Source organism: Leucogemmata humicola, from assembly GCF_055379415.1.
Map to the genome: position 1 here is coordinate 3,991,593 of NZ_AP040875.1, position 25,235 is coordinate 4,016,827.

General features: G+C 62.7%; 23 protein-coding genes and 1 pseudogene. 14 read left to right on the forward strand and 10 right to left on the reverse strand.

Features of this window, described 5'->3' with window-relative positions; genetic code table 11:
• The first annotated feature begins 78 nt into the window (after positions 1 to 78).
• Genes AC6H4Z_RS17020 through AC6H4Z_RS17030 form a run of 3 tightly spaced genes read left to right on the forward strand, consistent with a single transcriptional unit; the run spans position 79 to position 2,918 of the window.
• Positions 79 to 1,128 (forward strand): S1C family serine protease, encoded by a 1,050-nt coding sequence (locus tag AC6H4Z_RS17020; RefSeq protein WP_497543155.1) that lies wholly within the window; start codon positions 79 to 81, stop codon positions 1,126 to 1,128.
• Between the two features lie 57 nt (positions 1,129 to 1,185).
• Positions 1,186 to 1,929 carry an SDR family NAD(P)-dependent oxidoreductase gene (locus AC6H4Z_RS17025; protein WP_497543156.1) on the forward strand — a complete coding sequence of 248 codons (744 nt, stop codon included), beginning with the start codon at positions 1,186 to 1,188 and terminating at the stop codon, positions 1,927 to 1,929.
• On the forward strand, positions 1,926 to 2,918 hold the full coding sequence (locus AC6H4Z_RS17030) for a M14 family metallopeptidase (protein WP_497543157.1): 993 nt from the start codon (positions 1,926 to 1,928) through the stop codon (positions 2,916 to 2,918). The genes AC6H4Z_RS17025 and AC6H4Z_RS17030 overlap by 4 nt, the downstream gene beginning before the upstream one ends.
• Positions 2,919 to 2,930: 12 nt before the next feature.
• Here the strand turns inward: AC6H4Z_RS17030 and AC6H4Z_RS17035 are convergent, their stop codons facing one another.
• Together AC6H4Z_RS17035 and AC6H4Z_RS17040 are read right to left on the reverse strand one after the other, a co-directional pair.
• Positions 2,931 to 3,329 carry a hypothetical protein gene (locus AC6H4Z_RS17035; protein WP_497543158.1) on the reverse strand — a complete coding sequence of 133 codons (399 nt, stop codon included), beginning with the start codon at positions 3,327 to 3,329 and terminating at the stop codon, positions 2,931 to 2,933.
• 21 nt (positions 3,330 to 3,350) lie between these two features.
• Positions 3,351 to 3,884, reverse strand: a complete 534-nt coding sequence (locus tag AC6H4Z_RS17040; RefSeq protein WP_497543159.1) for a DUF1697 domain-containing protein — start codon at positions 3,882 to 3,884, stop codon at positions 3,351 to 3,353.
• A gap of 412 nt (positions 3,885 to 4,296) precedes the next feature.
• Between AC6H4Z_RS17040 and AC6H4Z_RS17045 the strand changes: the two genes are divergently transcribed.
• Entirely contained in the window at positions 4,297 to 5,145 is an 849-nt protein-coding gene (locus AC6H4Z_RS17045; RefSeq protein WP_497543160.1) for a hypothetical protein, read from the forward strand.
• A gap of 16 nt (positions 5,146 to 5,161) precedes the next feature.
• The gene (locus tag AC6H4Z_RS17050; protein ID WP_497543161.1) at positions 5,162 to 6,568 is read left to right on the forward strand and encodes a c-type cytochrome; all 1,407 of its coding nucleotides are present in this window, start codon (positions 5,162 to 5,164) and stop codon (positions 6,566 to 6,568) included.
• A gap of 10 nt (positions 6,569 to 6,578) precedes the next feature.
• Here AC6H4Z_RS17050 and AC6H4Z_RS17055 read toward each other — a convergent pair whose 3' ends face one another.
• Together AC6H4Z_RS17055 and AC6H4Z_RS17060 are read right to left on the reverse strand one after the other, a co-directional pair.
• Positions 6,579 to 7,994, reverse strand: a complete 1,416-nt coding sequence (locus AC6H4Z_RS17055; protein ID WP_497543162.1) for a pyridoxal phosphate-dependent decarboxylase family protein — start codon at positions 7,992 to 7,994, stop codon at positions 6,579 to 6,581.
• 293 nt (positions 7,995 to 8,287) lie between these two features.
• Positions 8,288 to 9,166, reverse strand: a complete 879-nt coding sequence (locus tag AC6H4Z_RS17060; protein WP_497543163.1) for a hypothetical protein — start codon at positions 9,164 to 9,166, stop codon at positions 8,288 to 8,290.
• 143 nt (positions 9,167 to 9,309) lie between these two features.
• Here AC6H4Z_RS17060 and AC6H4Z_RS17065 point away from each other — a divergent pair, with 143 nt between their 5' ends.
• From AC6H4Z_RS17065 to AC6H4Z_RS17085, 5 genes are all read left to right on the forward strand, one after another.
• Positions 9,310 to 10,290: an aldo/keto reductase gene (locus AC6H4Z_RS17065; protein WP_497543164.1), complete on the forward strand. Its 981-nt coding sequence runs from the start codon at positions 9,310 to 9,312 to the stop codon at positions 10,288 to 10,290.
• Positions 10,291 to 10,356: 66 nt separating this feature from the next.
• A complete protein-coding gene (locus AC6H4Z_RS17070) occupies positions 10,357 to 11,610 on the forward strand; it encodes a multidrug effflux MFS transporter (RefSeq protein ID WP_497543165.1) in 1,254 nt (417 codons plus the stop codon).
• 513 nt (positions 11,611 to 12,123) lie between these two features.
• A complete protein-coding gene (locus tag AC6H4Z_RS17075; RefSeq protein ID WP_497543166.1) occupies positions 12,124 to 13,866 on the forward strand; it encodes a DUF885 domain-containing protein in 1,743 nt (580 codons plus the stop codon).
• Positions 13,867 to 13,875: 9 nt separating this feature from the next.
• On the forward strand, positions 13,876 to 14,700 hold the full coding sequence (locus tag AC6H4Z_RS17080; protein WP_497543167.1) for a 5'-3' exonuclease: 825 nt from the start codon (positions 13,876 to 13,878) through the stop codon (positions 14,698 to 14,700).
• A 118-nt stretch (positions 14,701 to 14,818) separates the two neighbouring features.
• Complete coding sequence (locus tag AC6H4Z_RS17085) at positions 14,819 to 15,622, forward strand: 3-keto-disaccharide hydrolase (RefSeq protein ID WP_497543168.1); 804 nt, start codon at positions 14,819 to 14,821, stop codon at positions 15,620 to 15,622.
• Between the two features lie 13 nt (positions 15,623 to 15,635).
• On the opposite strand, the gene AC6H4Z_RS17090 is transcribed toward AC6H4Z_RS17085, so the two are convergent.
• Genes AC6H4Z_RS17090 through AC6H4Z_RS17100 form a run of 3 tightly spaced genes read right to left on the reverse strand, consistent with a single transcriptional unit; the run spans position 15,636 to position 18,194 of the window.
• Positions 15,636 to 16,298 (reverse strand): ROK family protein, encoded by a 663-nt coding sequence (locus AC6H4Z_RS17090; RefSeq protein WP_497543169.1) that lies wholly within the window; start codon positions 16,296 to 16,298, stop codon positions 15,636 to 15,638.
• Entirely contained in the window at positions 16,295 to 17,704 is a 1,410-nt protein-coding gene (locus AC6H4Z_RS17095; protein ID WP_497543170.1) for an amidohydrolase family protein, read from the reverse strand. The genes AC6H4Z_RS17090 and AC6H4Z_RS17095 overlap by 4 nt, the downstream gene beginning before the upstream one ends.
• A gap of 19 nt (positions 17,705 to 17,723) precedes the next feature.
• Positions 17,724 to 18,194: a DinB family protein gene (locus tag AC6H4Z_RS17100; RefSeq protein ID WP_497543171.1), complete on the reverse strand. Its 471-nt coding sequence runs from the start codon at positions 18,192 to 18,194 to the stop codon at positions 17,724 to 17,726.
• Positions 18,195 to 18,273: 79 nt separating this feature from the next.
• On the opposite strand from AC6H4Z_RS17100, the gene AC6H4Z_RS17105 reads away from it, so the two are divergent.
• From AC6H4Z_RS17105 to AC6H4Z_RS17120, 4 genes and pseudogenes are all read left to right on the forward strand, one after another.
• Positions 18,274 to 19,923, forward strand: a complete 1,650-nt coding sequence (locus AC6H4Z_RS17105) for a DHA2 family efflux MFS transporter permease subunit (RefSeq protein ID WP_497543172.1) — start codon at positions 18,274 to 18,276, stop codon at positions 19,921 to 19,923.
• 73 nt (positions 19,924 to 19,996) lie between these two features.
• Positions 19,997 to 20,113: pseudogene (locus tag AC6H4Z_RS17110) on the forward strand (NmrA family NAD(P)-binding protein); the annotation flags it as partial.
• Between the two features lie 152 nt (positions 20,114 to 20,265).
• Positions 20,266 to 20,778 (forward strand): hypothetical protein, encoded by a 513-nt coding sequence (locus tag AC6H4Z_RS17115; RefSeq protein ID WP_497547089.1) that lies wholly within the window; start codon positions 20,266 to 20,268, stop codon positions 20,776 to 20,778.
• Between the two features lie 137 nt (positions 20,779 to 20,915).
• On the forward strand, positions 20,916 to 21,431 hold the full coding sequence (locus AC6H4Z_RS17120; protein ID WP_497543173.1) for a GxxExxY protein: 516 nt from the start codon (positions 20,916 to 20,918) through the stop codon (positions 21,429 to 21,431).
• Between the two features lie 607 nt (positions 21,432 to 22,038).
• Here AC6H4Z_RS17120 and AC6H4Z_RS17125 read toward each other — a convergent pair.
• Genes AC6H4Z_RS17125 through AC6H4Z_RS17135 form a run of 3 tightly spaced genes read right to left on the reverse strand, consistent with a single transcriptional unit; the run spans position 22,039 to position 25,199 of the window.
• The gene (locus tag AC6H4Z_RS17125; RefSeq protein WP_497543174.1) at positions 22,039 to 23,151 is read right to left on the reverse strand and encodes an ABC transporter permease; all 1,113 of its coding nucleotides are present in this window, start codon (positions 23,149 to 23,151) and stop codon (positions 22,039 to 22,041) included.
• Between the two features lie 12 nt (positions 23,152 to 23,163).
• Complete coding sequence (locus AC6H4Z_RS17130) at positions 23,164 to 24,150, reverse strand: ABC transporter ATP-binding protein (RefSeq protein WP_497543175.1); 987 nt, start codon at positions 24,148 to 24,150, stop codon at positions 23,164 to 23,166.
• Positions 24,147 to 25,199, reverse strand: a complete 1,053-nt coding sequence (locus tag AC6H4Z_RS17135; RefSeq protein WP_497543176.1) for an HlyD family secretion protein — start codon at positions 25,197 to 25,199, stop codon at positions 24,147 to 24,149. The genes AC6H4Z_RS17130 and AC6H4Z_RS17135 overlap by 4 nt, the downstream gene beginning before the upstream one ends.
• Positions 25,200 to 25,235 lie beyond the last annotated feature (36 nt).

Consider the following 25,235-nt stretch of genomic DNA (forward strand, 5'->3'; position numbering starts at 1 on the left):
CGTACGTGGCGACATTCTCCGGTTCAACCTTCCCAGGGAGCGTACCTTTTCCTGAGTTGGTTGAACCAGGAGAAGGACATGTTGGTATTGGCGAACGATCCCCACGGGTCCGCCACGGCGAGCGAACCGAACTCGGCGCTCAGCCACGTCGCGGCGCAGCCAGCGCACGCAACTGACGGCGAACTCCTCGACGCCTACTCGAACGCGATCGTTGGTGCCGTCGAGGCTGTTGGACCCGCTGTAGTACACCTCGAAATCTCCGCGCCGCGCACAGACCGGCGCGGTCGAACCACGAATCAGGAAGCAGCCGGATCGGGCTCTGGGTTTTTCTTTACGCCCGATGGCTTTCTGCTCACGAATAGCCACGTCGTGCACGGAGCCACGTCCATTCGCGCAACGTTGAGCGACGGAAGCACTCACATTGCGCATCGCGTCGGCGACGATCCAGACACTGATCTCGCAGTCCTCAAGGTCGACTACACGGCGCCGGCATCGGCCGTATTGGGCGACTCATCCATGTTGCGCGCCGGGCAGCTCGTGATCGCGATCGGCAATCCGCTCGGCTTTCAGGCGACGGTCACCGCTGGCGTCGTGAGCGCACTCGGTCGGTCGATGCGATCGCAGTCCGGTCGCTTGATCGAAGGCGTCGTACAGACTGACGCCGCGCTCAATCCCGGTAACTCTGGCGGCCCGCTCGTGTCATCCCGCGGCACAGTCATCGGCGTGAACACCGCAATTATCGCCGGCGCGCAGGGAATCTGTTTCGCAATTCCATCGCGTACGGCGGAGTTTGTGGCGTCGCGTCTCATTCGGGACGGGCGCGTACGTCGTGCATACCTCGGCATCGCGGGTCAGACGGTTCGTTTCACGCGCCGACAAGCGGATCGGTATCATCTCGCCGCTCCGGGCGCCGTGCTCCTCACGAACATCGAACCAGACAGCCCTGCAGCTCGCGCAGGACTCGCGACGCGCGATCTGCTCGTCAGCGTTGGCAATACGCCCGTCACGAGCGTCGACGACCTGCATCGCTGCCTCACCGAAACATCGATCGGGACGGATGTGGAGCTCGTATTCTTTCGCGGGGGCAACCGTCAAGCGCGAACAGTCACACCAATCGAACGCGACTAGCCGACCGAGGCTGGAGGTCCGATACTCCCTCGCTCGGATCTCCTACCCTCTGACCTCATGTACGATTTCTCCAACCGCGTCGTTCTCGTCACCGGTGCCTCACGCGGCCTCGGACGGGCGACTGCGACGCGGTTTCTCGAACTCGGCGCCACCGTCGCGGTGAATGTGCGCAGTCCCGAACGCGCCGCGGAGCTGGCGCGCGAACTGGGGCCGAACGCCATCGCGGCGCCTGCCGATCTCTCCGACGGAGACGCAATTCGCGCGATGATCACTGGTACCGTCGAGCGCTTTGGGCAGCTCGACGTTCTCGTGAACAACGCCGCGGTCGCCTATCCCACCCAGATCGACGCGATCCCAGAACACGAGTGGCGCGAGACGCTGAACGTGAACCTCACGGCGGCGTTTCTCTGCCTCCACGCCGCGATCCCGTCGATGAGAGAACGCGGATACGGCCGTGTGATCAACGTCTCGTCAACCGCCGGGCGAAGTGTCAGCACGCTCGCCGGCGCGCACTACTCGGCGTCCAAAGCAGGGCTGCTCGGCCTCACACGCGCCGCAGCGAAGGAACTCGGGCCGCACGGCATCACCGTCAACGCGGTCTGCCCCGGAATGTTCGATACGGAACTCGTTCACTCGAACGCAACGGACGAACGTTTGGAAACTCTCAAGGCTGGGTTTCCCGCGCGGCGTTTGGGCCGACCACCCGAATTGGCGGAACTGATCTGCTTCGTGGCCTCGGAGCACGCCGGATACATCAACGGCGCATCGATCGACATCAACGGCGGAGCGCTTCTGTTGTGACACAACCTCTGATTGTCGGAACAGCCGCCGCGCGACGCGGCGAGAAGATTTCGGGCTTCATCGATGTGCCGGGCGAGGGCAACGACGCCACGAGCATCCCGGTGACAATCGTTGCAGGCGATACGGATGGACCTGTGCTCGCGCTGATCGCTGGCATTCACGGCTCCGAGCCGTCGCCAATCCTCGCGCTCCAGCGCGTGCGCGCGGAGCTCGATCCGCAATCGCTCACGGGCACGGTGATCATCGTGCAGATCGCGAACGTGCCGTCGTTCGCTCATCGCACAATCTATCGCGGGCCGTGGGATCAGAAAAATCTCAATCGCGTTTTTCCGGGCGGCCCAAACGGCACCGCGTCCGAGCGAATCGCGCACGCCATCACGACGCAGGTGATCGACCAGTGCCAGGTCCTCATCGACATGCATTCCGGCGACGGCAACGAATCACTGCGCCCGTATTCGTATTGGAACAACCTCGGACTCGACGAGTCGGTGGACGAGCGTGCGCGTGACCTCGCGTTGGCGTTCGGTCTCGACCACATCGTCATCGATCGCGGTCGGCCGCGCGATCCTGGCGCGTCGGTCTTCTGTTCGAACACCGCACACGTACGCGGCAAACCTGCCGTGACGACCGAAGCCGGCAGTGTGGGCGTGCCGACGGACGACATGGTCGAACTCAATGTCCAGGGCGCCTTTCGCGTGATGCGGCATCTCGGAATGCTGCCCGGAACCGCGGAACTGCTCGACAAGCCGATATGGATCGAACCGTCGGAGGTTCTCACGAGTCCGGCCACGGGACTCTGGTATCCCGCGGTTGTCGCGGACCAACACGTCGAGAAGGGCACGCTGCTCGGAACGCTCACGGACTACTTCGGCGAAACGATCGCGGAAGTTCGTGCGCCGCTCAGCGGCGTCGTGCTCTACATCGTTGTATCGCCAGCGATGACGAAGGGCGAGCCAGTCGGGATGGTCGGCACACCAACAGCGCACTGAGTCGACGACGACTCAGTGCTGCCATCCGCCGAGTGCGGCGGCCATGAAGCGCGCGAGCGCCCAAAACGCGGCGCTTGTTCCAGCCACGGCCACGACGCGCTGGACATCGCGAAGCAGAGACACTCGATCGCTCGCGACGTATCTGTCCTCCGCGCCAGCGACCGAACGATCGAGCAGTCCCCATACGGCGTACGCAGCACACGCCGCGAATCCTGCGGATAGCCAGGAGATACTGGGGTAGCGCCACCAGATCACCGCGGCATTGATGCCGCAACCAACGGCGGTAGTCCGCAGTTCACCGAGCGTTCGGTGACGCGCATTGTTCGCGAGAACCTGAAAGACGTTTTCGGGTGCGCGCCGATCTGCGATCGAAATTTCGGAATGACGAATGTTCGTGTCCGTGTCGACCATCGTCTCCCTCCTCCCCGCGGCTCAGCCGCCGGCAGCGAGTCGTCGAATCGTCGTGATGTTCCGAAACGTCGCGGGCATTTTGATCGTGCGCTCCAGGAGCGCCCCGGAGAATTTCGACGTGCCAATGGTCGCCGCGGACGACCAGTAGATCTCGTTCTGATGGAAATCGAACGCGTCGATGTCGTTCTGAAACGTCAGCACCTTGGCCGCGACGTCGCGTGGCGGGGCGCTCTTGAGGAATCCGACATAGAGCGACTTCGTCTGCGGGCCGCGCTTTGCCGCCTTTGGCAGATATTTGCCAGCGGCCGCGACCTGCGCGGGCGTTCGAATGAACGTTACGACCTCGTAGCCCAGCTCTTTCTGTAGATGCTGCTCAATGCGCTCTTCGAGCGCCGCGATATTTCGCGCTGCCGAGTCGAACAGAACGTTCCCGCTGGCAATGAACGTTTCCACATTGCGCAGCTCGAGGTCTTCGAATAGACCGCGAAGAACGTTCATCTTGACGGTGTGCCCACCGACGTTGATAGCGCGGAGAAAAGCGATGTAGCGCGACATCAGAGTTGTTTGTGCTGTAGACCGCGGGTGCGTCCCCGCTGACTCTTAGCGATCGAAAATCCCTGCTGATCCTTCGAGCGAGCCATCGTTGTAATGGATAGAATCGGTTCGTAACTATCCGCGCTCGGCCTGCCCTGCGTATTGCCACAATTAACGTACTTGCTGAGGGGAACGTTCCCCAATTGGGCGACGCATTTTTGTACGCCGGATTGCGAATCGTACTGCTCGCCTGGTCGAGGCTGGTGACCGCAATTTTCCCCCGTAAGAGTGGGACCCATGGGCTACCGCGTGACGTCACACGTCGCCGCAGCGCTACGAAAGACAGATCCCTGGGGGCGAGCGGGACCGTTGGGGGTTGCGTGAACTCGCCAATGGGAAAAGGTTCAAGCCAACGTAGACGGAGATTGGATTGGTGCGCTTCCCCGCCCGCTGCAGCCTCGCCGCCGTACTCGCCCTCTGCTCAGCCTTCGCGACTCCCTCCTCTGCACAGGGGCCTCTCGCTCCACTGAAAGCGTCGGGGCAGGACGTTACACCTGCCTTCGAGGGGTGGTACAAGAATCCCGACGGCACGTTCAGCCTGTCTTTCGGCTACTACAACCGAAACACCGAAGAGGCGCTCGAAGTCCCTGTAGGCCCGGACAACTTCGTCGAGCCAGGAAATCGCAATCAAGGACAGCCCTCGCACTTCGAACCTCGCCGTCACTGGGGAGTGTTCGCCGTGCGCGTGCCCGCCGATTTTGGCGATAAAAAGGTCGTCTGGACAGTAAAGATTCGCGGCAAAACGTGGGCAATCCCGGGCAGTCTGCATCCGAATTGGGAAATCGACGCGCTAGAAGGCGAAGCTGGTTCGGGCAACACGCCGCCGCGACTCAAGTTCGCCGCCGATGGCCAGGAGGGCGCCGGACCCGGTGGAATCACAGCCGGTCCGCTCACCGCGACTGTCGGTAAACCGATTCCCGTGAATGTCTGGGCACACGACGACGGCAAGGGCGGCGGCAGTATCGCTCGTGACAGCCGTAGCAACGTCCCAGTCACCCTCACGTGGTTCAAGCATCAAGGCCCCGGCACCGTGACGTTCGCACCCGCCAACCCGCGTGCAAACGCGGCGGCAGACGGGCTCGCGGCAACGCAAGCAACGTTCAGCGAGCCCGGCGAATACGTCCTTCGCGTTCGCGCCAACGATGCGTCAGGCATTGCGGGCGCTGGGCACGCGCAGTGCTGCTGGTCCAACGGTTTTGTGAAGGTGACGGTCAGCCCATAGGAATGAGGAACCCACGATGACCAGCTCCATGCTGACGCGGTACTCGCGATTCGCTGCGGTTGTCTGTTCTCTCATGGCGACTATCGGCCACGCCGCTGCTGCGCAGAACGCAATGAACGCTCGGCCGCAGGGCAGCCCGGCGCCAACGACGCATGCCGATGAGCCCGTGACGTTCACCAAGAACATCGCGCCGATCCTGCAACAGAAGTGTCAGGTGTGCCATCAGCCAAACTTGATCGCGCCGATGTCGCTCCTCACGTACAAGGACACGAAGGAATACGCACGCGAGATTCGAGCGAACATCACCGAACGCGTGATGCCACCTTGGCACCTCGACAAGACCGTAGGCATTCACGATTTCAAGAACGATCGCAGCTTGAGCGACGAGCAGATCGCCACGATCGTGCGCTGGATGGACAGCGGCATGCCAGAAGGCAAGAAGGAAGACATGCCGCCGCCAGTTAAGTTCGCCGATCAATCACAGTGGCAGTTCGCCAAAGACCTCGGCGCACCGGATCTCGTGCTCAAGTCGCCGGCATTCACGATGCCGCCGCGCACGCAGGACAAGTGGTTCCGTCCCGTCACCGAAACCGGCATCACCGAACCGCGCTGGGTTCGCGCCATCGAGATTCGGCCGGCGAGCACGCAGGGCCGCAAAATCGTCCACCACGTGCTCACGATGCTCGAGCAGCACGAGGAAGACGGCATCATGGGATTGGCGAGCAGCGCGCACGATGCTCAGATGAGCGCCGGCCTGTTCATGGAATGGTCGATCGGAAAAACCGGAGAACTGTTCTCGCCCGACGCCGGCAAGCTGCTCCTCCCGGGATCAAAGATCCGTTGGGAGATTCACATGTTCGCCATCGGTCAGGAGATCAAGGATCAAGCGGTGGAGATGGCGATCTACCTGTATCCGAAAGGCTACGTTCCAAAGCATCGCACGGTGCTGCGGATGTTCGACGTGACGCGCGGCTCTGAGCTCGACATTCCGCCTGGTGAAAAGACGATGACGCAGAACTTCTACGTCATGCCGGCACCCGCGCGTATCGAAAATTTCCAGCCGCACATGCACATGCGCGGCAAGGCGATGTCCATGGAAGCGGTGTATCCTGACGGCAAGCGCGAACTTCTGAGTTCAGTGAACAACTTCCAGTGGAAGTGGCACGTCAACTACGTCTTCGCCGACTCGGCGGCGCCGCTCCTCCCCAAAGGAACGATGCTCGTGTTCACCGCGTGGCACGACAACACCGCCGACAATCCGAACAATCCCGATCCGAAACAGTGGGTTGGCTGGGGCGATCGTACCGTCGACGAAATGGCCCACGCGTGGGTCGATGTCACGTATCTCGATCAGCCTGAGTTCGACACGCTCGTTGCGGCACGCAAGGCCAAGAAGGCCGCGCCCGCGGTACGACCGCACTGACGAACGCGCGTTAGGGCTGAGGCAGTTTCTCCCGGGCGGCTGAATCCTTCAGCCGCCCGTTTGCCATCACGCCGGTTGCGCGCTCCGCGGCAACGCGCAGCATCGCGGCGATGCTCCGTTCGACGTCGTCGTCCTGGGTGTTCCAGCCGATGACGCTGATGCGCATAGCGGTCTTGCCCTGCCAGACCGTTCCGCCGCACCAACAGGTTCCGTCCTCCTGAATGCCGGCGATCACGCGCTGCGTCGTTTCGGCATCGCCGAACGACACGAGCACCTGATTGAGCACGACGTCATTCAAGATTTCATAACCCGCCGCCGACAGCGCTTCGCCGAACCGACGCGCGTGCCGGCACGAGCGTTCGACCATCTCGGTCACGCCACTCCGGCCAAGCGCGCGGAGCGCCGCCCACACGTCGACGCCACGAGCGCGCCGAGACAGCTCGGGCGTGAAGTCCGACGGATTGCGATGCTCACTCGCTGACGGCAGATATTCCGCCGTCACCGCCATGGATGCGCGGAGTGCATCGGAGTCGCGTACGAAGGCAATGCCGCTGTCGTACGGAACGTTCAACCACTTGTGGCCGTCAGTCGCCCACGAATCCGCCCGCTCGATGCCGCGCGCATACTCGGCGCGCGTCGGTGCGGTTCGCGCCCACAGGCCGAACGCGCCGTCCACGTGCACCCACGCACCTGTGCCGGCCACGCGATCGCAGATTTCGTCAGCGGGATCGAACGCGCCGGTGTTCACGTTGCCCGACTGCACGCAGACGATCGTCGGCCCGCTGATTTTTGGCATCGCGTCGGCACGCATACGGCCCTGATCGTCCACCGGCACCTTCACGACGCGATTGCGTCCCATGCCGAGCACGCCCAGCGCCTTCGAGAGCGTCGGATGCGCCTCGCCTCCGATGATCACCGTGATTGCCGGCGCGCCGAACAGTCCGTCGGCTTCGACGTTCCAACCAACGCGCTTGAGCACCGCGTGTCGCGCAGCCGCGAGTGCCGTGATGTGCGCGACCGTCGTGCCGGTGACGAACGCGCCAGCGCAATCGGACGGGAGTCCGAGCACCTCGATCAGCCAGCGAAGCGCGACCTCTTCGAGCACCGCGGTAGCCGGCGTGATGTTGTAGAGACCCGTGTTCTGATCCCACGCGGACGCGAGCCAGTTCGCCGCCAGCGCTGCCGGCAACGAACCGCCGATCACGAAGCCAAAGAAGCGCGGACCGGCAATCCCCATCGTCGCCGGCGATCCGACGCGATCGAGCTCCTCGAGCACCCGCTCCGGCGCGATAGACTCGTTTTGCAGCGCGACGTCAAACGCCGATAAACCAGCAACCGCCTCCGGACTCGGGCGAACGCTACGGTTATTGATGTCGTCGAGGTATCGAGCCGCGCGCGACGCGGCGGCGGAAAGCAGATCGGTCATTTGGGAGTCGGATTTCGGTCAGCGTACCAGTCGCGGTGGGGCGACGCCTGTCCACAGCGCGGACACCAGGTGATAGAAAACTGCGCTTCGCAGAGCGGGCAACGGCCACGCGTCGCGAACGTGTCGAAGGCGAAGCCGCAACCATCCGGTCCGCACGCCCAGCGAACGCCGGGCGTGTACTCCCATCTGCACTTCGGACAACTGATGTCGGACAGACGAGCCCCCAGCCGCGCGTTCAGAGTCAAACTGGGCGGCTGGGGTTTCGTTCGCAAGAAACACCAAGCAACACTGAGCTAGAAACGCAGTGCCACGCTCAATCCGGCCTTTCCTTCTGACGTCACCATCGGAGCGACCGCGACCTCTCGTTTCTTCGCCGCTTCTCGCTCCGCGCTCACGATCTCACGATGGCGGTGGATAGAGCTGGCCGAGAGCCCGAGGCTGAGCGCGCCAATGGCGCCGCTCGCGTAGCCGACTGACTGATAGGACTGCGGAAGGTCGCGCTTGCCAACGAGAATAGCTCCGGCCGCGATCGCCGTGACACCAGACGCAACGCCGGTCCAACTCACCGCGCGCTGATGGCCATCGCGATTGGCGACGACGTTCCACACGCTCGTCGTCAGCGCCGCACCGAGGGCGATGGGCGTCGTCACGCCGAAGGCGACCTGTCGTGCGACCTGCGCCTTGGTCACGGGCTGGACGTACGGTACCTGAATGCGGGCTGCTTCGGCCAGCGTCAAACCGTACGCGTCGAGCCAACGCGTGAACGCCGTATCGTTGGCGAGTTCAGCGACCCACACGTTGTTATTCGCACGCGCCACGCGATCGACGATGTCTCGGCGCCCGGTCTGTTCGAGCAAGTTCGCGACGGCGCACAGCGTTCCTGTTTTTCGATCGACGAAATACGGAATGGCCTGGCCGGGAAAATCGTAGTTGTGCGGGAATACACCCCGGTCGCGATAGGCCTCGAGCGTTCTCGAAAGCTCGGTGCGACGTTCATGCTGCTCGGTGCTCAAGCCGCGCACGTCGCGCGCGGCGAGCTCCTTCAACACGGAATCGAAGTGGGTTCGAATCCGGCGGACTTCCGTGCCGTCGCCGGCCTGGAGCGTCGTCGCGGCAACAGCGAGGGGACCAGCGACCAGCGCGGAGACAACCAACCAACGAGACAGACGCACGGAGCACCTGACCTGTGAAAGGGTTGTCCGCTGAACCAGACTGCCAGACCGACGGTCACTCGAAGCGTCCGGCCAACCACGAGCTTGCCTGGCGGGCGCATACTACGAGACCCGCTCTATCACTAACAACAACAGGTACCCACATGCAGCGACGCACACTCGGCCAGGGCCTCGAAGTCTCCGCCATTGGACTCGGCTGCATGGGCATGAGCGAATTCTATGGCGCGACGAATGATGCTGAGTCCATTGCGACCATTCATCGCGCCATCGAACTCGGAATCGACTTCCTGGACACGGCCGACATGTACGGCCCGTTCACCAACGAGCGTCTCGTCGGCCGAGCGATTGCTGATCGCCGAGATCGAGTTGTGCTCGCGACCAAGTTCGGGAACGTTCGCGACGAGAGCGGAAAGTACCTGGGCATTCGCGGCGACGCGGCATACGTCCGTCAAGCATGCGACGCGTCGCTCCAACGCTTGGGCGTCGACCACATCGATCTGTACTACCAGCACCGAGTCGACACGAAAGTGCCGATCGAGGAAACCGTCGGAGCCATGGCCGACCTGGTGCGCGCTGGAAAAGTCCGGCACATCGGACTCTCCGAAGCGGCACCAGCAACGATTCGTCGCGCGCACGCGGTACACCCGGTCACCGCACTGCAGACCGAATACTCGCTCTGGACGCGCGACGTCGAAGAGAACGGCGTTCTCGCGACGGTGCGCGAGCTGGGAATTGGTTTCGTCGCCTACAGTCCATTGGGACGAGGCTTTCTCACTGGACAGTTCACCACGTTCGACGATTTGCCGGCCGACGACTTTCGCCGGCGCAATCCACGCTTTCAGGGCGAGAACTTCCAGAAGAACCTGGATCTCGTCGCGGAAGTCGAGCGGCTCGCAGCGGAGAAAGGTGTCACGTCCGCAGAGCTGGCACTGGCGTGGGTGATGTCGCGGGGCCACGACGTCGTTCCAATCCCAGGCACGAAGCGCGTAAAGTATCTCGAGCAAAATGCGCGCAGTGCCGACGTCGAACTTTCACCGGCCGATGTGGATCGTCTCGATGACATCTTTCCCATTGGCGCAGCGATGGGGACGCGCTATCCCGACATGAGCACAGTCAACAAATAGGCTGGAACGGAGCACAACCAGGTTCCGCCAGTTGGAATGCACGAGTAGGGCTGATACGCTTCAGCGATGCCGCGCCTGCGCCCTCATTCTGTTGCGTTCACCCTCCTGCTCGGCACCCTCGTCACGCTGGCGTCCTTCGCCACCGACATGGGACTGCCGGTGCTGGCAGCCACGGCGACGTCGCTCGGTGTCACCGCGGGAAAGGCGGCGCTGACCCTCAGCGTCTTCATGGCGGGGTTCGCACTTGGCCCCCTGCTCTTCGCTCCACTGTCCGACGCGCGCGGCCGACGTCCAATCCTGCTGTTGGGTAGCACCATGTTCGCGCTGTTCGGCGGACTCGCGGCGCTCTCGCAAACGCTGAACACGCTGCTGCTCTTCCGGCTGTTGATGGGAATGGGCGCCGGCGCGTGTCAGGTGACGGTGATCGCGATGATTCGCGATCTCTATTCGGGCACCGAAGCGCGCGTCAAGCAATCGTACGTGAACCTCGCGGCTGGCGTCGCACCCGTGATCGCGCCGACGATCGGCGTCGGCATCGCGACGCTCGGCGGTTGGCGCGCCATCTATGGCGTGCTCGGCGTGGGCGGCACACTGCTCCTCGCCGCAGTCGCCACGCAAATCGACGAGTCGATCAAACTTGGTGCGCCACGACGTGCGCTCGCCGCACTCACGAGTTACGTCGACGTCGTTCGCCATCGCGTGACGCTCGGCTACATCCTCATCATCGCGCTCAACTTCGGGTGTCTGTTCGCCTACATCACCGGTTCGTCGCTCGTACTCATCGGACTGCTCGGCGTGTCGCGCCGAGTGTACGGGTTGTTGTTCGCGGTGACGGCGTTTGGGCTGATGATTGGGGCGCTGTCGAGCGCTCGTTTGAGTCGCCAGGGTGTATCGCACGCGCGGCTGATCTCGTGGGGACTCAGCGCAATCGTGACCACGTCGATCGTGCTGCTCTCGTTGACGCTCGTCGGTTGGTTGCCGGTGTGGCTGCTCGTTCCGATCGCTTTCGTCGGATTCGTCGGACAGGGTTTGGTGCGGCCGAACGCAACGCAGGGCGCGCTCGAGCCAATGGCGGCGATCGCGGGAGTGGCGAGTGCGGTGATGACCGGAATTCAGACGTTGACCGGCGCGGCGTCGAGCGCGCTGGTGGCGGCGCTGTTCAACGGGCGATCGGCGATCGCGATGACGGCGATGATGGCGCTCTGCGCCACCGGGTCAGCGCTCGTGTACCTGTTTGTGGTTCGCGGGGGTGAGCGTCGTCTGCACGCGCGTGGAGAGAGGAGCGCGACTCGCGCCGGCGTCAACGACGCTGCGGCCTGACGGCATCGCGGAACGTGTAAGCGCTACGGCGACCCCCAAACGGAGCGTGTCGGCCACAGTCGCATCGGCCTGGCTGCGGGCGACGATCAGAATGACTCCCGGTCGCGGATAGGCGAGTACCAAGCCGTCGCTGAACACCGTTCCGTCGCTCTCGCCCAAGGCTGTCCACAATACCGTGGTATCTGCACCGGGGTCGGCGCCGAGAATGGCCCGTAACTGAAACGTTCCTCCTCCAGCGAGGCCGATGTTTCGTGGCTCGATCCGCAGACTGTGAATGCGTGGCGCCGGGGGAGCAATCGTCTCAGTCGACGATCCGCAGGCCAAGGCAACTGCCAGGATCGCAGTCAGCAAAACGCCGGGGACGAGTCGCGAACGCATATGAGATCTTTGTATGCGCAACCGAACCCAGTCAAGGCCTCCCGCGCGTTGTGGCCCAGACGTGACTTGCGGGACCCCGCGCGAGAGAGCGATTCTAGCTCAACCAATGCCTGGCCAACCCCGGAGTTTCGCGCCATGAACGTCATTTCACGCTTTGCGATCGCCACCATCGCCATCTCTGCGGCGTGCACATCTTCGTCAGACACGCGAGCTTCCGGCTCTGCGTCCGGCGACTCGGCCTTCACCGCCCTGACCCGTCAGATCATCGACGACCACCTCAAGCGGAACCCGAGCTCGGCGACGGACCTCGGCGTGCACGCGTACGACGCTCAGCTCGAAGATGCATCCCAGACCGCGATCGCGGCCGAATCGCAGGCGTCGAAGGACTTCAGAGCAAAACTCCTTGCGGTCGACACAACGAAGCTCTCGCTCGAGAAAACGCTCGATCGCCAGCTGCTGATCCACTCGATGGACGCCGCGATCCTCAACATCGACTCGATCCGCGGCTGGACGAAGAATCCGGATTCATACAGCAGCCTCGTGACGAACGGCGCGTATGTCATCATGAAGCGGCCATTCGCCCCGTCGGCAGACCGTCTCCGCTCGCTGATCGCGCGCGAGCGTCTCATGCCGGGACTTCTCACCGAGGCCCGAAAGAATCTCGTCAACCCACCGAAGATCTATGTGGACATCGCCCTCGAACAGATCGACGGCAACGTCAGCTTCTTCAAGAACGACGTCACCGCCGCGTTCAAGGACGTCGCGGATCCGGCGTTGCTCAAGGACTTCAAGCAGACCAACGACAGCGTCATCGCGGCGCTGCAGAGTTATAAGACTTTTCTCAAGAGCGACCTTTTGCCCAAGGCAAACGGCTCATACGCCTACGGCGCGGACAACTATCGGAGGGCGCTCGCGGCGAACGAGATGGTCGAACTGCCGCTGGATCAGCTGCTCGCCATCGCCGATGCGGATCGGCAGAAAAATGAAGCTGCGTTCCTGGCGACCGCGAAGCAGATCGATTCGACCAAGTCCGCCGACGCGGTGCTCGCAGGACTCCAAGCCGATCACCCTGCACCCGACAAGCTCCTAGCCACGACACAGGGCGCTCTCGACGAGCTACGCCAATTCATCGTCGATCATCACATCATTACGATCCCGCCGTCCGATCCGGCCCACGTGAAGGAGACGCCGCCCTTCATGCGCTCCACGACGTCCGCTTCGATGGACACTCCCGGACCGTTCGAGCAAGCGAAGCTTCCTGGCTTCTACAACATGACGCTGCCCGATCCCCGCTGGGCCAAAGCGGAGCAGAACGACTTCATGCGCCAGTGGTACAACGCGGCGATCACCAACGTGTCGGTGCACGAGGTCTATCCGGGGCACTACCTGCAATTCCTCTACGCCAAGAACTTCCCTGGTGACGCGCGGAAGGTGTACAGCGCGGCGACGAACTCCGAAGGCTGGGCGCACTACGATGAGCAGATGATGCTCGACGAAGGGCTGCACGCCGGCGACTCGAAGCTCAAGCTCGCCCAACTCCAGGACGCTCTGCTGCGCGACGTTCGCTTCATCGTCGGCATCAAGCTTCACACGCAGGGTCTCACCGTCGACTCGGCCACCAAGCTGTTCGAAGTGCAGGCGCACCAGCCGCATCCCGTCGCCGTGTCCGAAGCAAAGCGCGGTACGGGCGACGCGCTCTACGGCTACTACACGATGGGCAAGCTGATGATCTTGAAACTGCGCGACGACTATAAGGCGAAGAAGGGCGCCGCGTATTCGTTGCAAGGCTTCCACGACGAATTCATCAAGCTCGGACCGTTGCCGCTGCCGCTCGTTCGTCGCGCGATGCTCGGCGAAGTCGGCACGCCGCTGCAGTAGCACTGAATCATGCTCATTCACTTGATCGACGGCACGTACGAGCTCTTTCGCCACTTCTACGGGCTGCGACGCTTTACGAACGGCGAAGATCCGCCGTTCGGCGCAGCCATCGGTGTCCTGAATACGGTCCTCCAAACAATCGAGACGGGCGGACCGTACGTGGGCGTGGCGACGGATCACGTCATCGAGTCATTTCGAAACGACCTGTGGGCCGGCTATAAGACCGGCGACGGTATCGAGCCGGCGCTATGGAATCAGTTCCATCCGCTCGAAGAGGCGCTCGCCGCGATGGGCGTTGCGGTGTGGCCCATGGTGGAATTCGAAGCGGACGATGGCCTCGCGTCCGCCGCGCACATCGCCGCGGCAGACGAGCGCGTGCAAAAGGTGTCGATCTGGACGCCCGACAAGGATCTCGGGCAGTGCGTTGTGGGCGACCGCGTCGTGCAGGTCGATCGGCGCGCCAAGAAGATTCTCGACGCGGCCGGCGTGCGCGACAAGTTCGGTGTCGATCCGAAGTTCATTCCGGACTATCTCGCACTCGTCGGTGACTCCGCCGACGGGTATCCCGGCATCAAGGGAATCGGCGCCGTTGGCGCAGCGCGGCTGATCAATCGCCACGGTGCGATCGAAGACTTTCCGCCCGACGTCCTCGGCAGCAACCGCGACGCGGCACTTCTCTTCAAAACGCTCGCGACACTCCGCACGGACGCGCCGCTGTTCAAGAACGTCGACGAAATTCGCTGGCAAGCTCCAACAGCTGCGTTTGCGGCCTACGCTGAGCGACTTGGTGACACCAAACTCGTGGCACGATGCGAAAAGATCGTACTCGAGTAGTTCTTCGCGTCCTTCGCGGTAATCCTTATCGCTCTCCGCGGTTCAATATCGTTTTGACTTGCGGCTGGATAGGCCGTGGACGATTCTTTCCTCTCAAACATCAACGGCCGAGCTCACCGTGCGCTTTCTTCGCCCATCGCTGACCGCCGCCGCACTGCTGGCGACCACCGCGCTGTCATCCGCCGCGCAGAACCCAGCGGGCGCAACAAAACCGATGAAGCCCGAGGACACCGAAATCTGGAAACCGGTGCCCAGGATCGTCACGCCGGGCCGCACCAACGCCGATCCGTCGTCCGACGCCATCGTGTTGTTCGACGGAAAGAACGCCGACGAATGGCTCACCGCCGCCGACAACTCGCCGGCAAAATGGACGGTTGCCAATGGCGTGATGACCGTCGTGAAAACTGCCGGCGATATTCGAACAAAGCGGTCATTCACAAACTATCAATTGCACATCGAGTGGCGCATCCCGGAGAACATCACCGGGAAGGATCAAGCGCGCGGCAATAGCGGCGTGTACCTCGCCGCGGCCAAGAACTTTGGCTACGAGCTTCAGGTTCTCGATTCCTATCAGAACGAGACGTACGTGAACGGTCAGGCGGGAAGCATCTACAAGCAGTTCCCGCCGCTCGTGAATGCCATGCGAAAGCCCGGTGAATGGCAGGTGTACGACGTCGTCTGGACCGCGCCGACGTTCAAACCCGATGGATCACTCGCGACGCCGGCGTACGTCACGGCCATTCACAACGGCGTGCTCATTCAGGATCACGTCGCACTCAAGGGCGACACGAAGTACATCGGCCTCCCCGAGTATCGCGCGCACGGGCCAGCGCCCATCCTCCTGCAGGCCCACGGCGATCCGAGCCCGCCGATCAGCTTTCGGAATATCTGGCTGAGAGAGTTGGGGCCGGCTCGCCCATAGCGGTGTGCGGGCGCTAATCCCAGAGACGAAAACCGCCCTTGAACGCATTTGCGTTGCTCCCTAACCGAACATTCGGCGGGAGCTTTTTCATTCGCCGAGCATTTCCGCCGCCGAGCACCACGTAGTCGACGATGAACGCGGCCTGGAAGAACTCGGTGATGATTCGAACGTGCTTCCGCCACGCGCGCTTGCCGAGCCGCTCGTACCCCTTCGCGCCGATGTACTCCTCGTACGTTTTGCCGCGACGATACGGCAGATGTGCGACCTCCATCGGAACCACCGTTCCGTCGAGGATCAGCGCCGCGCCTACGCCAGTGCCAAGTCCGAGAAAGAGCATCGCGCCGCCCTCATAGCTGCCGAGCGCCTGCATCGCCGCGTCGTTGATGATGCGCACCGGCTTACCGAACGCCTTCGCGAAATCGAACTTCGTCCAACCCGGGCCGAGATTGAACGGATCCTGGATTGGCCGATTGTCGCGTACGGGCCCCGGATAGCCGATCGATACGCGATCGAACTTCCAATCTGCCGCGGCCTCGAGCACCGCGGCCGCCATCACGTCAGGCGTCATCTCCGGCCCCGACGGAATCTTGGTCGCGGTACGATGTCCCGACGCAAGCACTTTGATGTTCGTTCCACCAACGTCGATGACGAGAGTCCTCGTCGGGGGAACGGTCATGGCGGAGTTTGCCGGCGAGGCGTCGGCGCCCACGCGGCGGAATCAGCCGCGCTCGCAGGCCCGATCTTCCCTTCCACCGACTTCATCAGCGCCGCGGGATCGTACACTCGGCCCGCCTTGACGACGACGCGCGGCAGTCGCGTACGACGAATGTCGGCGAGCGGATTCCCGCGCACGACCACGAGATCGGCCCACTTCCCCGCCTCGATCGTGCCGAGGCGATCGCCGAGCCCGAATGCGCGCGCGCTGTTGATCGTCGCGATCTTGAGCACAGCGGCATTCGGAATTCCCGACAGCGACAGCGATTGCAGCTCGCGGTGTACCGAGAATGGCGTGAAGAACTCGCCCCAACTCGGATGGTCGGTACCAAGCGTGATGAGGTCGCCGCCACCGGCGTCGAAGAATGCTTTGACCTCTTTCCGCTTCGTCCAGTAGATGTTCTCGAACTGCTGATTCACGGTGCGCGGCGGCCGAGCGTCGACTACGGAGCGCATGTACGGCGTGAGAAACTTCTTTTCGTCGACGAAGTATGTGAACACTTCGGGATCTTTCTTTCCGTAGTAGCCGTACGCACTCAGCGTAGCGTCGAAGTTTGTGCGATGCTCCTTGTACAGCGCCACGATCTTGGCGAACGCCGGCCCGTCGAACGTCATGTGCTCGTACGACGCGTATGCCGACTTATCTGGCGTGAAGGCATCGCCGCCCATGAAGTGCTCGATCCGATCGATCCCCATCATGATCGCGTCGCGCGGATTCACGCTATTACGATTTCCTGAATCCAGGTGGCCCGTCACCGTGAGGCCATGAAAGTGCGCGCGTTCGATCAGCGCGCGCAGCTCGTCGGGCGTCACGCCCTTCGCCTTGAAGCCCTTTGCGCCGAGTTCGACCCAGTGGTCGACTTCAGCGTAGATCTGCTGGGGTGTGATGTTGCGATCCCAGCCAGGCCGCGCCGTTCCGAAGTACGGACCGGAGTTGAGCAGCCGCGGTCCAGGCTCGACGCCATTCTCGATGCGAATGCGCAGATCGCGCATCGCATTCGGATCCATCTCGCCTGCGGGGAACGTTGCCGTTACGCCGTTGGCGAGAAAGAGCGACGGATAGGCGGCGGTTTCGTCCTTTCGTCCGGCACCGAACAGCTCGATCGCGTAGTGCGCGTGCAGATCGAACAACCCGGGAATAATCGTCTCCGTGTCAGCGACGACGAGACGCTCGGCGTTCGGCGCGGCGGCGCTGAGGTCGCCTCCGACGCGCAGAAATTTTCCGCCTCGAATGAGAAGTCCTGGATTCCTGACGCGCTCGTTGCCGGTCGACGCGAACAGCCATCCGCCGGTGACGACCACGTCGCGCTCCTGTGCGCGCGCGACGTTGACGACGAGGAGGAGCAGAAGGACGAAGAAGCGTTTCATAGCGAATTGAGTCGTGGTATCAGCTGCGGTCGTAGAAGGCCGGCGGCTCGATGCCGAGCGAGCGCAGGTAGACGTAGCCCTGTCCGCGATGGTGGATCTCGTTGTCGATCGCGTAGAGGATCATCCAGATGCCGGTGCCCTTCCACTGGCCGAATGCAGTGTCGACTTCCTGAAACCGATGCGGCGGAATCGTCTTCCACACGCGATCGAGCTCGGCCGTTGCCTCGTCCCACAGCTTTAGGATTTCAGCACGCGTCGTCGGCTTCGGGTCTTCACCCGTCCACGCGCCGCTTGCGACGCCGCGAGCGATCGGCACCGCCATGTTCAACATTTCGGTGGCGAGCACGGCGAATGGTCGCATGCCGCCAATGGAGTACTCGAACAACTCTTTCTCGGGGAACGCCTCGATCATTCGCCGCGTGACGCGACGATGGCCCTGCCAATGCTCAAGCAGAGCTTCTGGGCTGATGACGGTGTCGGTATTGGGCATGAGTAACGTTGGCGAAACTTTGCGCGGCGCGGAAGCATCGGCTCGTCCCAGCGCTTGTCAGCGTCCGTAACTTTTATTCATGACATCGCAGTCCCGTCCTGAGTCGGCCTCGCCCGAACCGAACCTCCCCGTGGCGGCCGCCTCCGCGGCCGCCGCCGCCGTTACGGCCCTCGTTCCCTATCGCTGGTTCATCCTCGTCGGTCTGATCACCGCGGCGATCATGGAGGTGCTCGACACCACCATCATCAACGTCGCGCTGCCCCAGATGGCGGGAAACCTCGGCGCGACCACGCAAGAGATCGCTTGGGTCAGTACCTCGTACATCCTCGCAAACGTCGTCGTGCTGCCGATGACCGCGTTCTTCACCGAACGTTTCGGCCGCAAACGCTACCTGACGTTCTCGATCTTCCTGTTCATCGGCGCATCGTTCATGTGCGGAACGTCGTCGAGCTTGGGCGAGATCGTCCTGTGGCGCCTCCTTCAGGGCGCCGGTGGCGCAGCGCTCCTCTCGACCGCGCAAGCAACTCTCCGACAGATCTTTCCGCGTGAACAGCAGGGCTTGGTGCAAGCCATCTTCCTGCTCGGCATCATCGTCGCGCCCACGCTCGGCCCTACGCTCGGTGGTTGGATCACCGATAACTACACCTGGGGCTGGTGCTTTTTCATCAACGTGCCGATCGGCCTCGCGGCGGCGTTCCTCGTCACGACGTTCCTGCACGATCCACCGAATCAGAAAACGCACAACGCGTCGGTCGACTGGCTGGGGATCGGGCTGCTCATCGCCGGCATCGGCTCGCTTCAGTACGTGCTCGAGGAAGGCAATCGCGAGGATTGGTTCTCCAGCGCGCTGATCATCCGGTTGTCGATCGTGTCGGCCCTCTCGCTGATCGCGCTCTTCTGGTGGCAACTATCGAGTCGCAACGAGCACCCGGTCATGAAACTCGGCGTGCTCAAGAATCGCGATCTGAGCGCGTCGATCTTCCTGTTCATCGTGCTTGGCTTCGGCCTGTTCGGCGGTGCGTTCCTCTTTCCGCTTTTCACGCAGACGCTCCTGGGCTTCACGCCTACCGAGACAGGCTTGGCGATGCTGCCGGGCGGTCTGACCACCGCCTTGTTCGCGCTCATCTGCGGCTTCCTGCTCAATGGCGACAAGCCCAAAGCTGACGCGCGCGTGCTCATCCTTCTGGGGATGACGCTGATGCTCTGGTCGATGTGGCGTCTCGGACACCTCACGACCGCCGCCGGCGAAGTGGACGCACGCACCGCCCTGATCATCCGTGGCGCCGCGCTCGGCTTGTTGTTCACGCCGATCAACAACGTCGCATTCGGCAGCCTCAAGCCGCACGAGGCACAGCAAGCGTCTGGTTTAATCAACCTGTCCCGACAGCTCGGCGGCTCATTCGGTATCGCCGTGCTCGGCACGTATCTGACGCGGCACGTGCAGTATCACCGAGCGGATCTGCTGTCGAATTTCTACCCAGCCAACCCGGCGTTCGACGCTCGGCTTCAGTCGCTGACGCAGGGAATGGTTGCCAAGGGCGCCGCGCCGTATGTCGCCCACGAACGCGCTCTTCAGATTCTCGACGGTCAGTTGATGCGTCAGGCCACGATGCTCGCTTATAACGATGCCTGGCTGCTCATCCTGCTGTCGTTCCTCTGCGTGGTGCCTGCGGTTTTCCTGCTGCGCAAGCGCCGAGGTACTCCGGGCGCCGTGGTCGACGCACACTAGCCGGCTGAGCCTGCACGCTTCCACGTCCGGATGGCTTTTCGCTCCCTTCACAGAACTCGTACGGGAGCACGACATGGCGGATAAGAAGATCATTGCAGTCGTAGGCGCGACGGGCGCACAGGGTGGCGGGCTCGTTCGCGCAATCCTTGCCGACAAGAACAGCGAGTTCGCGGTCCGTGCGCTCCAAAGATGCGACTCTTTGGCGGCGGCGCTAAAGTCTCACGGGACCCTGCCGATAATTGACTGTGCGACCTTCGCACTCCGGCAAGCGACCCTCCCCCACCCAGGAATCGCCCCCACTCGGCCGGCCCATTTCCTGTTTCCCTGTTGGGGGAGTCTCACATGTCCATTTCCGGAATCGGCTCGTGCACTAGCGCGAGCCAGGCGTACGCCACGTCGTCGACCGCGAGCGCCACACAGTCGGCCACCGATCCACAGAACGACAAGCGTTCGACGCGCACCCAGTTCCGCAGCGACTTTGCGTCGCTGCTCAGCGCCGTCCAGTCGGGCGACATGTCGTCGGCGCAGCAGGCGTTGACGGCCGTGCAGGACGATATGTCCTCGACCAGCGCGACGTACTCGAATTCGTCGAGTCAATCCACGAGCCAGGTGCCGACTGATCTTCAGTCACTGTTCTCTGCCGTCCAGCAAGGCGACGCTTCGGGCGCCCAGCAGGCGCTGACGAAGTTGCAGACCGACGCCGATCAGAAGCCCCAGGCGTCGTCCGGCGCGCAGGGGCATCATCACCATCATCACCATCACGCGTCGAACGGCGCGAGCGACGCCACGAGTCCGACGACGTCGAGCGATCCGCTCGCCGCACCAGTCGATCCGAGCACGACGACAGCATCGTAACCGCAGGAGCGCCGGTCGCCGCTTAGGCGACCGGCCGCTCCGGGCCGTCGCGAAAGACCTTCAGAAGTGCGGTTTTTTGATTCGCCTCGCAACCGGATGGTGCGAGCGAAGCACATGAGGCGTGTTGAATTGGCGGCATGACAATCCATCGCTCCGGCGGCATCCTCGAAGAGGAGCTCAGTCGCTCAGTAATCGGCGCATTTTACGCCGTCCATCGAGAACTCGGTTTCGGGTTTCTCGAGCATGTCTACCAGCGCGCTCTCGAAATCGAGCTGCGAGAGCGCGGTCACGACGTTGCTCGGCAGTACGGCGTCACGGTTCGCTACCATGGAATCGAGATCGCGCACCAACGGCTCGATCTGGTCGTCGATCATCGGCTCGTCGTCGAGATCAAATCGACTGAACACCTCAATCCCGAAGCTCAACGGCAGCTGCGCAGCTATTTACATAGCACCAGCCTCGAGGTCGGACTTCTCCTGCATTTCGGTCACTCGGCAAAGTTTCGGCGCGTGATTCACACGAACGACCGGAAGCGTCCCCAGCAAAACGCGCCGGTGCGTCCGCAGCATGTTGGGAACCGCGACGTCAATACGCGAAGGGATTCGCGGAGACGGACCGCCGACGTTCGTTCGCGGCATCCGTTCGATCCGTAAGTCCGTTTTGCGGTTAAACGCTGAACCTTTTTGCTGGATTGGCGGCGCGATGGTCGGCCGGCTTCGATGACCAAGGGGAACAGCAATGAACGGATTTGACGGATTTCACGAATCGACGGAACCTACGCGTAGCCGGGCGAGAGAACACGAAGTCTCTCCGCCCAATCCGTTCAATCGGTGAATCCGTTTGCGGTCAATCGCTGAACCTTTTTGCCGGATCTGGCGCAACCTGGTCGACGGGCCGGCTTCGATGACCAAGGGGAACAGCAATGAACGGATTTGACGGATTTCACGAATCGACGGAACCGACGCGTAGCCGGACGAGAGAACACGAAGTCTCTCCGCCGAATTCGTTCAATCCGTGAATCCGTTTGCGGTCAATCGCTGAACCTTTTTGCCGGATCTGGCGCAACGTGGTCGACGGGCCGGCTTCGATGACCAAGCGGAACAGCAATGAACGGATTTGACGGATTTCACGAATCGACGGAACCGACGCGTAGCGGGGCGAGAGAACACGGAGCCTCTCCGCCGAATCCGTTCAATCCGTGAATCCGCTTGCTGTTAAACGCTGAACCTTTTTGCTGGATCGGCGCGAACGGGTCGCGAGTTAAAGCGTTCGGCGGAACAGCTTCACCGAACCGGCGAACATGATCGCCGCGAACAACGCCAGGAACATCACGTCGGGCAGCACAACTCGCAGCGACGCGCCCTTGAGCAACAGCACGCGCAATCCATGCACGGCGTACGTGAATGGATCGACGCGCGTGATCCAGCGAAGCCACGTCGGCAGCGACTGCACCGGATAGATCGCGCCGCTCGGGAAGTACAACAGCGTGTTCAGGATCCCGAACATCGCGCGCGGCAGCATGGGGTTGTTCATGCGCGCGACGAGACACGACATCATCGCCATGAACGCGAACGACACCATGATGATCAACAACACGAGCGCGAGAAAGCGCAGCGGCTGAAATATGTCCCACACTCCAGCCACGAGTGCACCGAGGATGGTGACCATCGTGCCGCTGACGACAGCCTTGATCGTACCGGCCAGGTTCTGGCCGAGCACCAATTCCAGCTTCGTGATCGGCGTGACGAGGTAGCCTTCGTGGACGCCGCGCTGCTTGTCGTCGAGATACGACATGCCGCCGCCAATCATCACGGTCATGAACATGCCGAGCGTGATCACGCCGGGAAGCATGTACTTCATGTACGGAATGAACGGAAACAGCTCGACCGGATCGAGTGTCACGGCCTTGATCACACGCGGTGCCGGCTCTTCGCGGCCTGCCTGCTGAATTGCACCCGACAGGACGCCCTGCAGTGTGCCGCTGACCACGTTGTCCGTGTTGTCGAGCAGCAGCCCCGCGTGCGGACGATCGCCAGAATACACGTGGCGCGAAAAGCCCGGCGGTAGAATTATCGCGCCCTGAACGACGCCATCGCGCACGTCGCGCGCCGCGTCCGACTCGTTGTCGTACGAGATCGGCCGCAGAATGTCGCCATTCATTTGCAACGCGTACACGGCTTCGCGCACTCGCCGCGCCGCAGGCCCACCGTCTTCGTCGACGACGGCGACGTTGAGATGACGAATGCGTCCGCCGAACGCGTTGCCGAGCACGACGAGGTTCAGCACCGGCATGAGCAGCGTCATCACGAGCAGCGCCGGCGTGCGAATGAACTTTCGCAGCTCGCGTTCGACAATTGGAAGCGCACGTTTCATTGATCGCTCCCTTTAGGCTGCCGACTTCGTTGGCGCGCGACCACCCGCGCCCGCGTCATGCAGACCGCGGCCAGTGTAGTGCACGAACACGTCGTCGAGTGTCGTCGTCGTCACCGACAGCGATCGAATCGTCACACCTGCGCCCAGCGCCGCCTCGGCGAGAGCCATGGTCGTACGGCCGGCATCTTCACTCACGATGCGCCAACTGTCGCCGCCGAGCGATTGTGCAGTGATCGCACCCGCGAGCGCGGCCAGGCGCGCATCCCAATCAGCTGGGACGTTTATGAATTGGGCTTCGATGGAGCTCGATCCTGGCACCGACGCCTTGAGCGCTCGCGGCGTGTCGAGCGCCACCAGTTGGCCCTTGTCGACAATCGCGATTCGGTCACACAGGCGATCGGCTTCGTCCATATAGTGCGTCGTGACGAGAATCGTCAGCGAGCGCTCGCGCTTGATCTTCGTCAGCATTTCCCACACATCGACGCGCGACACCGGATCGAGGCCGGTCGTCGGCTCGTCGAGTACGAGAATGAGAGGACTGTGAACGAGGCCTCGCGCGATTTCCACGCGCCGGCGCATACCGCCCGACAGTGTTCCGACGAGCGACTTGCGACGATCGCCGAGATTCACCAGGTCAAGTAGTTCCGGAATGACCTTCTTCCGTTGTTCGCGCGACACGCCGTACAGCTTCGCGTAGATGCTGAGATTCTCTTCGATCGAGAGATCGGTGTCGGTCGTCATCGCCTGCGGAATGACGCCGATCGAGAGACGCGCGCGATCGGGATCGAGCGTGACGTCATCGCCGTGCAACATGATCCGGCCGCTCGTGATCGGCACGAGCGTTGTGAGCATACGAATGAGCGTACTCTTTCCCGCACCGTTTGGCCCGAGCAGGCCAAGCGTTTCGCCGGTGCCGACCGAAAGCGACACGTCGTTTACCGCGGTGAACTTGCCGTACTGCTTCACCGCGTGCTCGATGAGAATCGCCGGGTGACTCATCGATGCGTTGGCATCACCACGGTCACCGTCATTCCGGGCACGATGGTGTGGTTCGGATTCGGGATCGCGACACGCAATGCGATCGCGCGAATGTCGCGCTTCGAAGTGCTGACGTCGTGCTGCGTGGCAAATTCGCCCTCGGCGCCTTTGCTGATGACGCGTCCGCGCATCGTCTCGCCAGACGCAATGCGCACCTCGAGTGAATCACCCACGGCGACGGCACCCGATTCAGTCTCCGGCGCGGCGACGCGAACCCAGAGGTGCTCCGGATCGACGATCACAGCGACGGGCGAGCCAGGTCCGACGAGCTCACCACGTCGCGCCGACAGCACCTGGATGACTCCAGATACCGGCGCACGCAGCTCTGCATAGTTGAGGCGAGTTGCCGCAGCGAGAGAGTCGGCGCGCGCACCGCGCACGCGTGCCTCAGTGGTCGCAACCGCGCTTTGGGCCGCGGCCACCGCATGCGTTCCCGACACCGCGCTCGCGAGATCCGCCTCCGCGGCGGCGATCTCTTCGCGCCGTGCCGACACGATGGCCTGCTGTGCGTGCAACGTGTTCGTGGCGCGCTCGACGTCGGCCGGCGACACGCCGCCCGTGCGCGCGAGTTCGATCGCACGGTTGGCGTCAGCGCTGTCCTGCGCGGCAGTTGCCTGCTCACGGGCCAGCGTTGCCTTGGCCGACGCAATGCGAGCGCGGGCCGAGGACAGCGTCGCTTGGTTCGTGCCGCTCACCTGAAGGGCGCTCGATCGTGATTCGTTGAGCTGCGCCATCGCGCCCGACGTCGACGCCGCGACCGATGCCGCCTGGGCCGCGAGCTCCGACGATTCGAGCGAGGCAATGAGCTGCCCGGCTTTCACCGTGCTGCCTTCGTCGACGAGCAGACTATCGACGCGCGCTTGGACTCGTGGCGTGACCACGACGTCGTAGGCGTCGACGACACCAATGAGAAGGAGTTCGTGTTGCCGTCCCCGCATGACTGCCGTGGCAGTGGCAACGAGCGCGAGGAGCACGACGATCCCGAGCACGAACCGGCGGGATTTGTTCATCTATCGAGGGGATTTGTGTCGACCGGTTGCCAATGT

Excerpts from the sequence above, each read along its gene's own strand:
- AC6H4Z_RS17020 (WP_497543155.1), top strand. The coding sequence starts at position 79 with ATGTTGGTATTGGCGAACGATCCCCACGGGTCCGCCACGGCGAGCGAA.
- AC6H4Z_RS17025 (WP_497543156.1), top strand. The coding sequence starts at position 1,186 with ATGTACGATTTCTCCAACCGCGTCGTTCTCGTCACCGGTGCCTCACGC.
- AC6H4Z_RS17035 (WP_497543158.1), bottom strand. The coding sequence starts at position 3,329 with ATGGTCGACACGGACACGAACATTCGTCATTCCGAAATTTCGATCGCA.
- AC6H4Z_RS17040 (WP_497543159.1), bottom strand. The coding sequence starts at position 3,884 with ATGTCGCGCTACATCGCTTTTCTCCGCGCTATCAACGTCGGTGGGCAC.
- AC6H4Z_RS17050 (WP_497543161.1), top strand. The coding sequence starts at position 5,162 with ATGACCAGCTCCATGCTGACGCGGTACTCGCGATTCGCTGCGGTTGTC.
- AC6H4Z_RS17055 (WP_497543162.1), bottom strand. The coding sequence starts at position 7,994 with ATGACCGATCTGCTTTCCGCCGCCGCGTCGCGCGCGGCTCGATACCTC.
- AC6H4Z_RS17065 (WP_497543164.1), top strand. The coding sequence starts at position 9,310 with ATGCAGCGACGCACACTCGGCCAGGGCCTCGAAGTCTCCGCCATTGGA.
- AC6H4Z_RS17070 (WP_497543165.1), top strand. The coding sequence starts at position 10,357 with ATGCCGCGCCTGCGCCCTCATTCTGTTGCGTTCACCCTCCTGCTCGGC.
- AC6H4Z_RS17075 (WP_497543166.1), top strand. The coding sequence starts at position 12,124 with ATGAACGTCATTTCACGCTTTGCGATCGCCACCATCGCCATCTCTGCG.
- AC6H4Z_RS17080 (WP_497543167.1), top strand. The coding sequence starts at position 13,876 with ATGCTCATTCACTTGATCGACGGCACGTACGAGCTCTTTCGCCACTTC.
- AC6H4Z_RS17090 (WP_497543169.1), bottom strand. The coding sequence starts at position 16,298 with ATGACCGTTCCCCCGACGAGGACTCTCGTCATCGACGTTGGTGGAACG.
- AC6H4Z_RS17095 (WP_497543170.1), bottom strand. The coding sequence starts at position 17,704 with ATGAAACGCTTCTTCGTCCTTCTGCTCCTCCTCGTCGTCAACGTCGCG.
- AC6H4Z_RS17100 (WP_497543171.1), bottom strand. The coding sequence starts at position 18,194 with ATGCCCAATACCGACACCGTCATCAGCCCAGAAGCTCTGCTTGAGCAT.
- AC6H4Z_RS17105 (WP_497543172.1), top strand. The coding sequence starts at position 18,274 with ATGACATCGCAGTCCCGTCCTGAGTCGGCCTCGCCCGAACCGAACCTC.
- AC6H4Z_RS17115 (WP_497547089.1), top strand. The coding sequence starts at position 20,266 with ATGTCCATTTCCGGAATCGGCTCGTGCACTAGCGCGAGCCAGGCGTAC.
- AC6H4Z_RS17120 (WP_497543173.1), top strand. The coding sequence starts at position 20,916 with ATGACAATCCATCGCTCCGGCGGCATCCTCGAAGAGGAGCTCAGTCGC.
- AC6H4Z_RS17125 (WP_497543174.1), bottom strand. The coding sequence starts at position 23,151 with ATGAAACGTGCGCTTCCAATTGTCGAACGCGAGCTGCGAAAGTTCATT.
- AC6H4Z_RS17130 (WP_497543175.1), bottom strand. The coding sequence starts at position 24,150 with ATGAGTCACCCGGCGATTCTCATCGAGCACGCGGTGAAGCAGTACGGC.
- AC6H4Z_RS17135 (WP_497543176.1), bottom strand. The coding sequence starts at position 25,199 with ATGAACAAATCCCGCCGGTTCGTGCTCGGGATCGTCGTGCTCCTCGCG.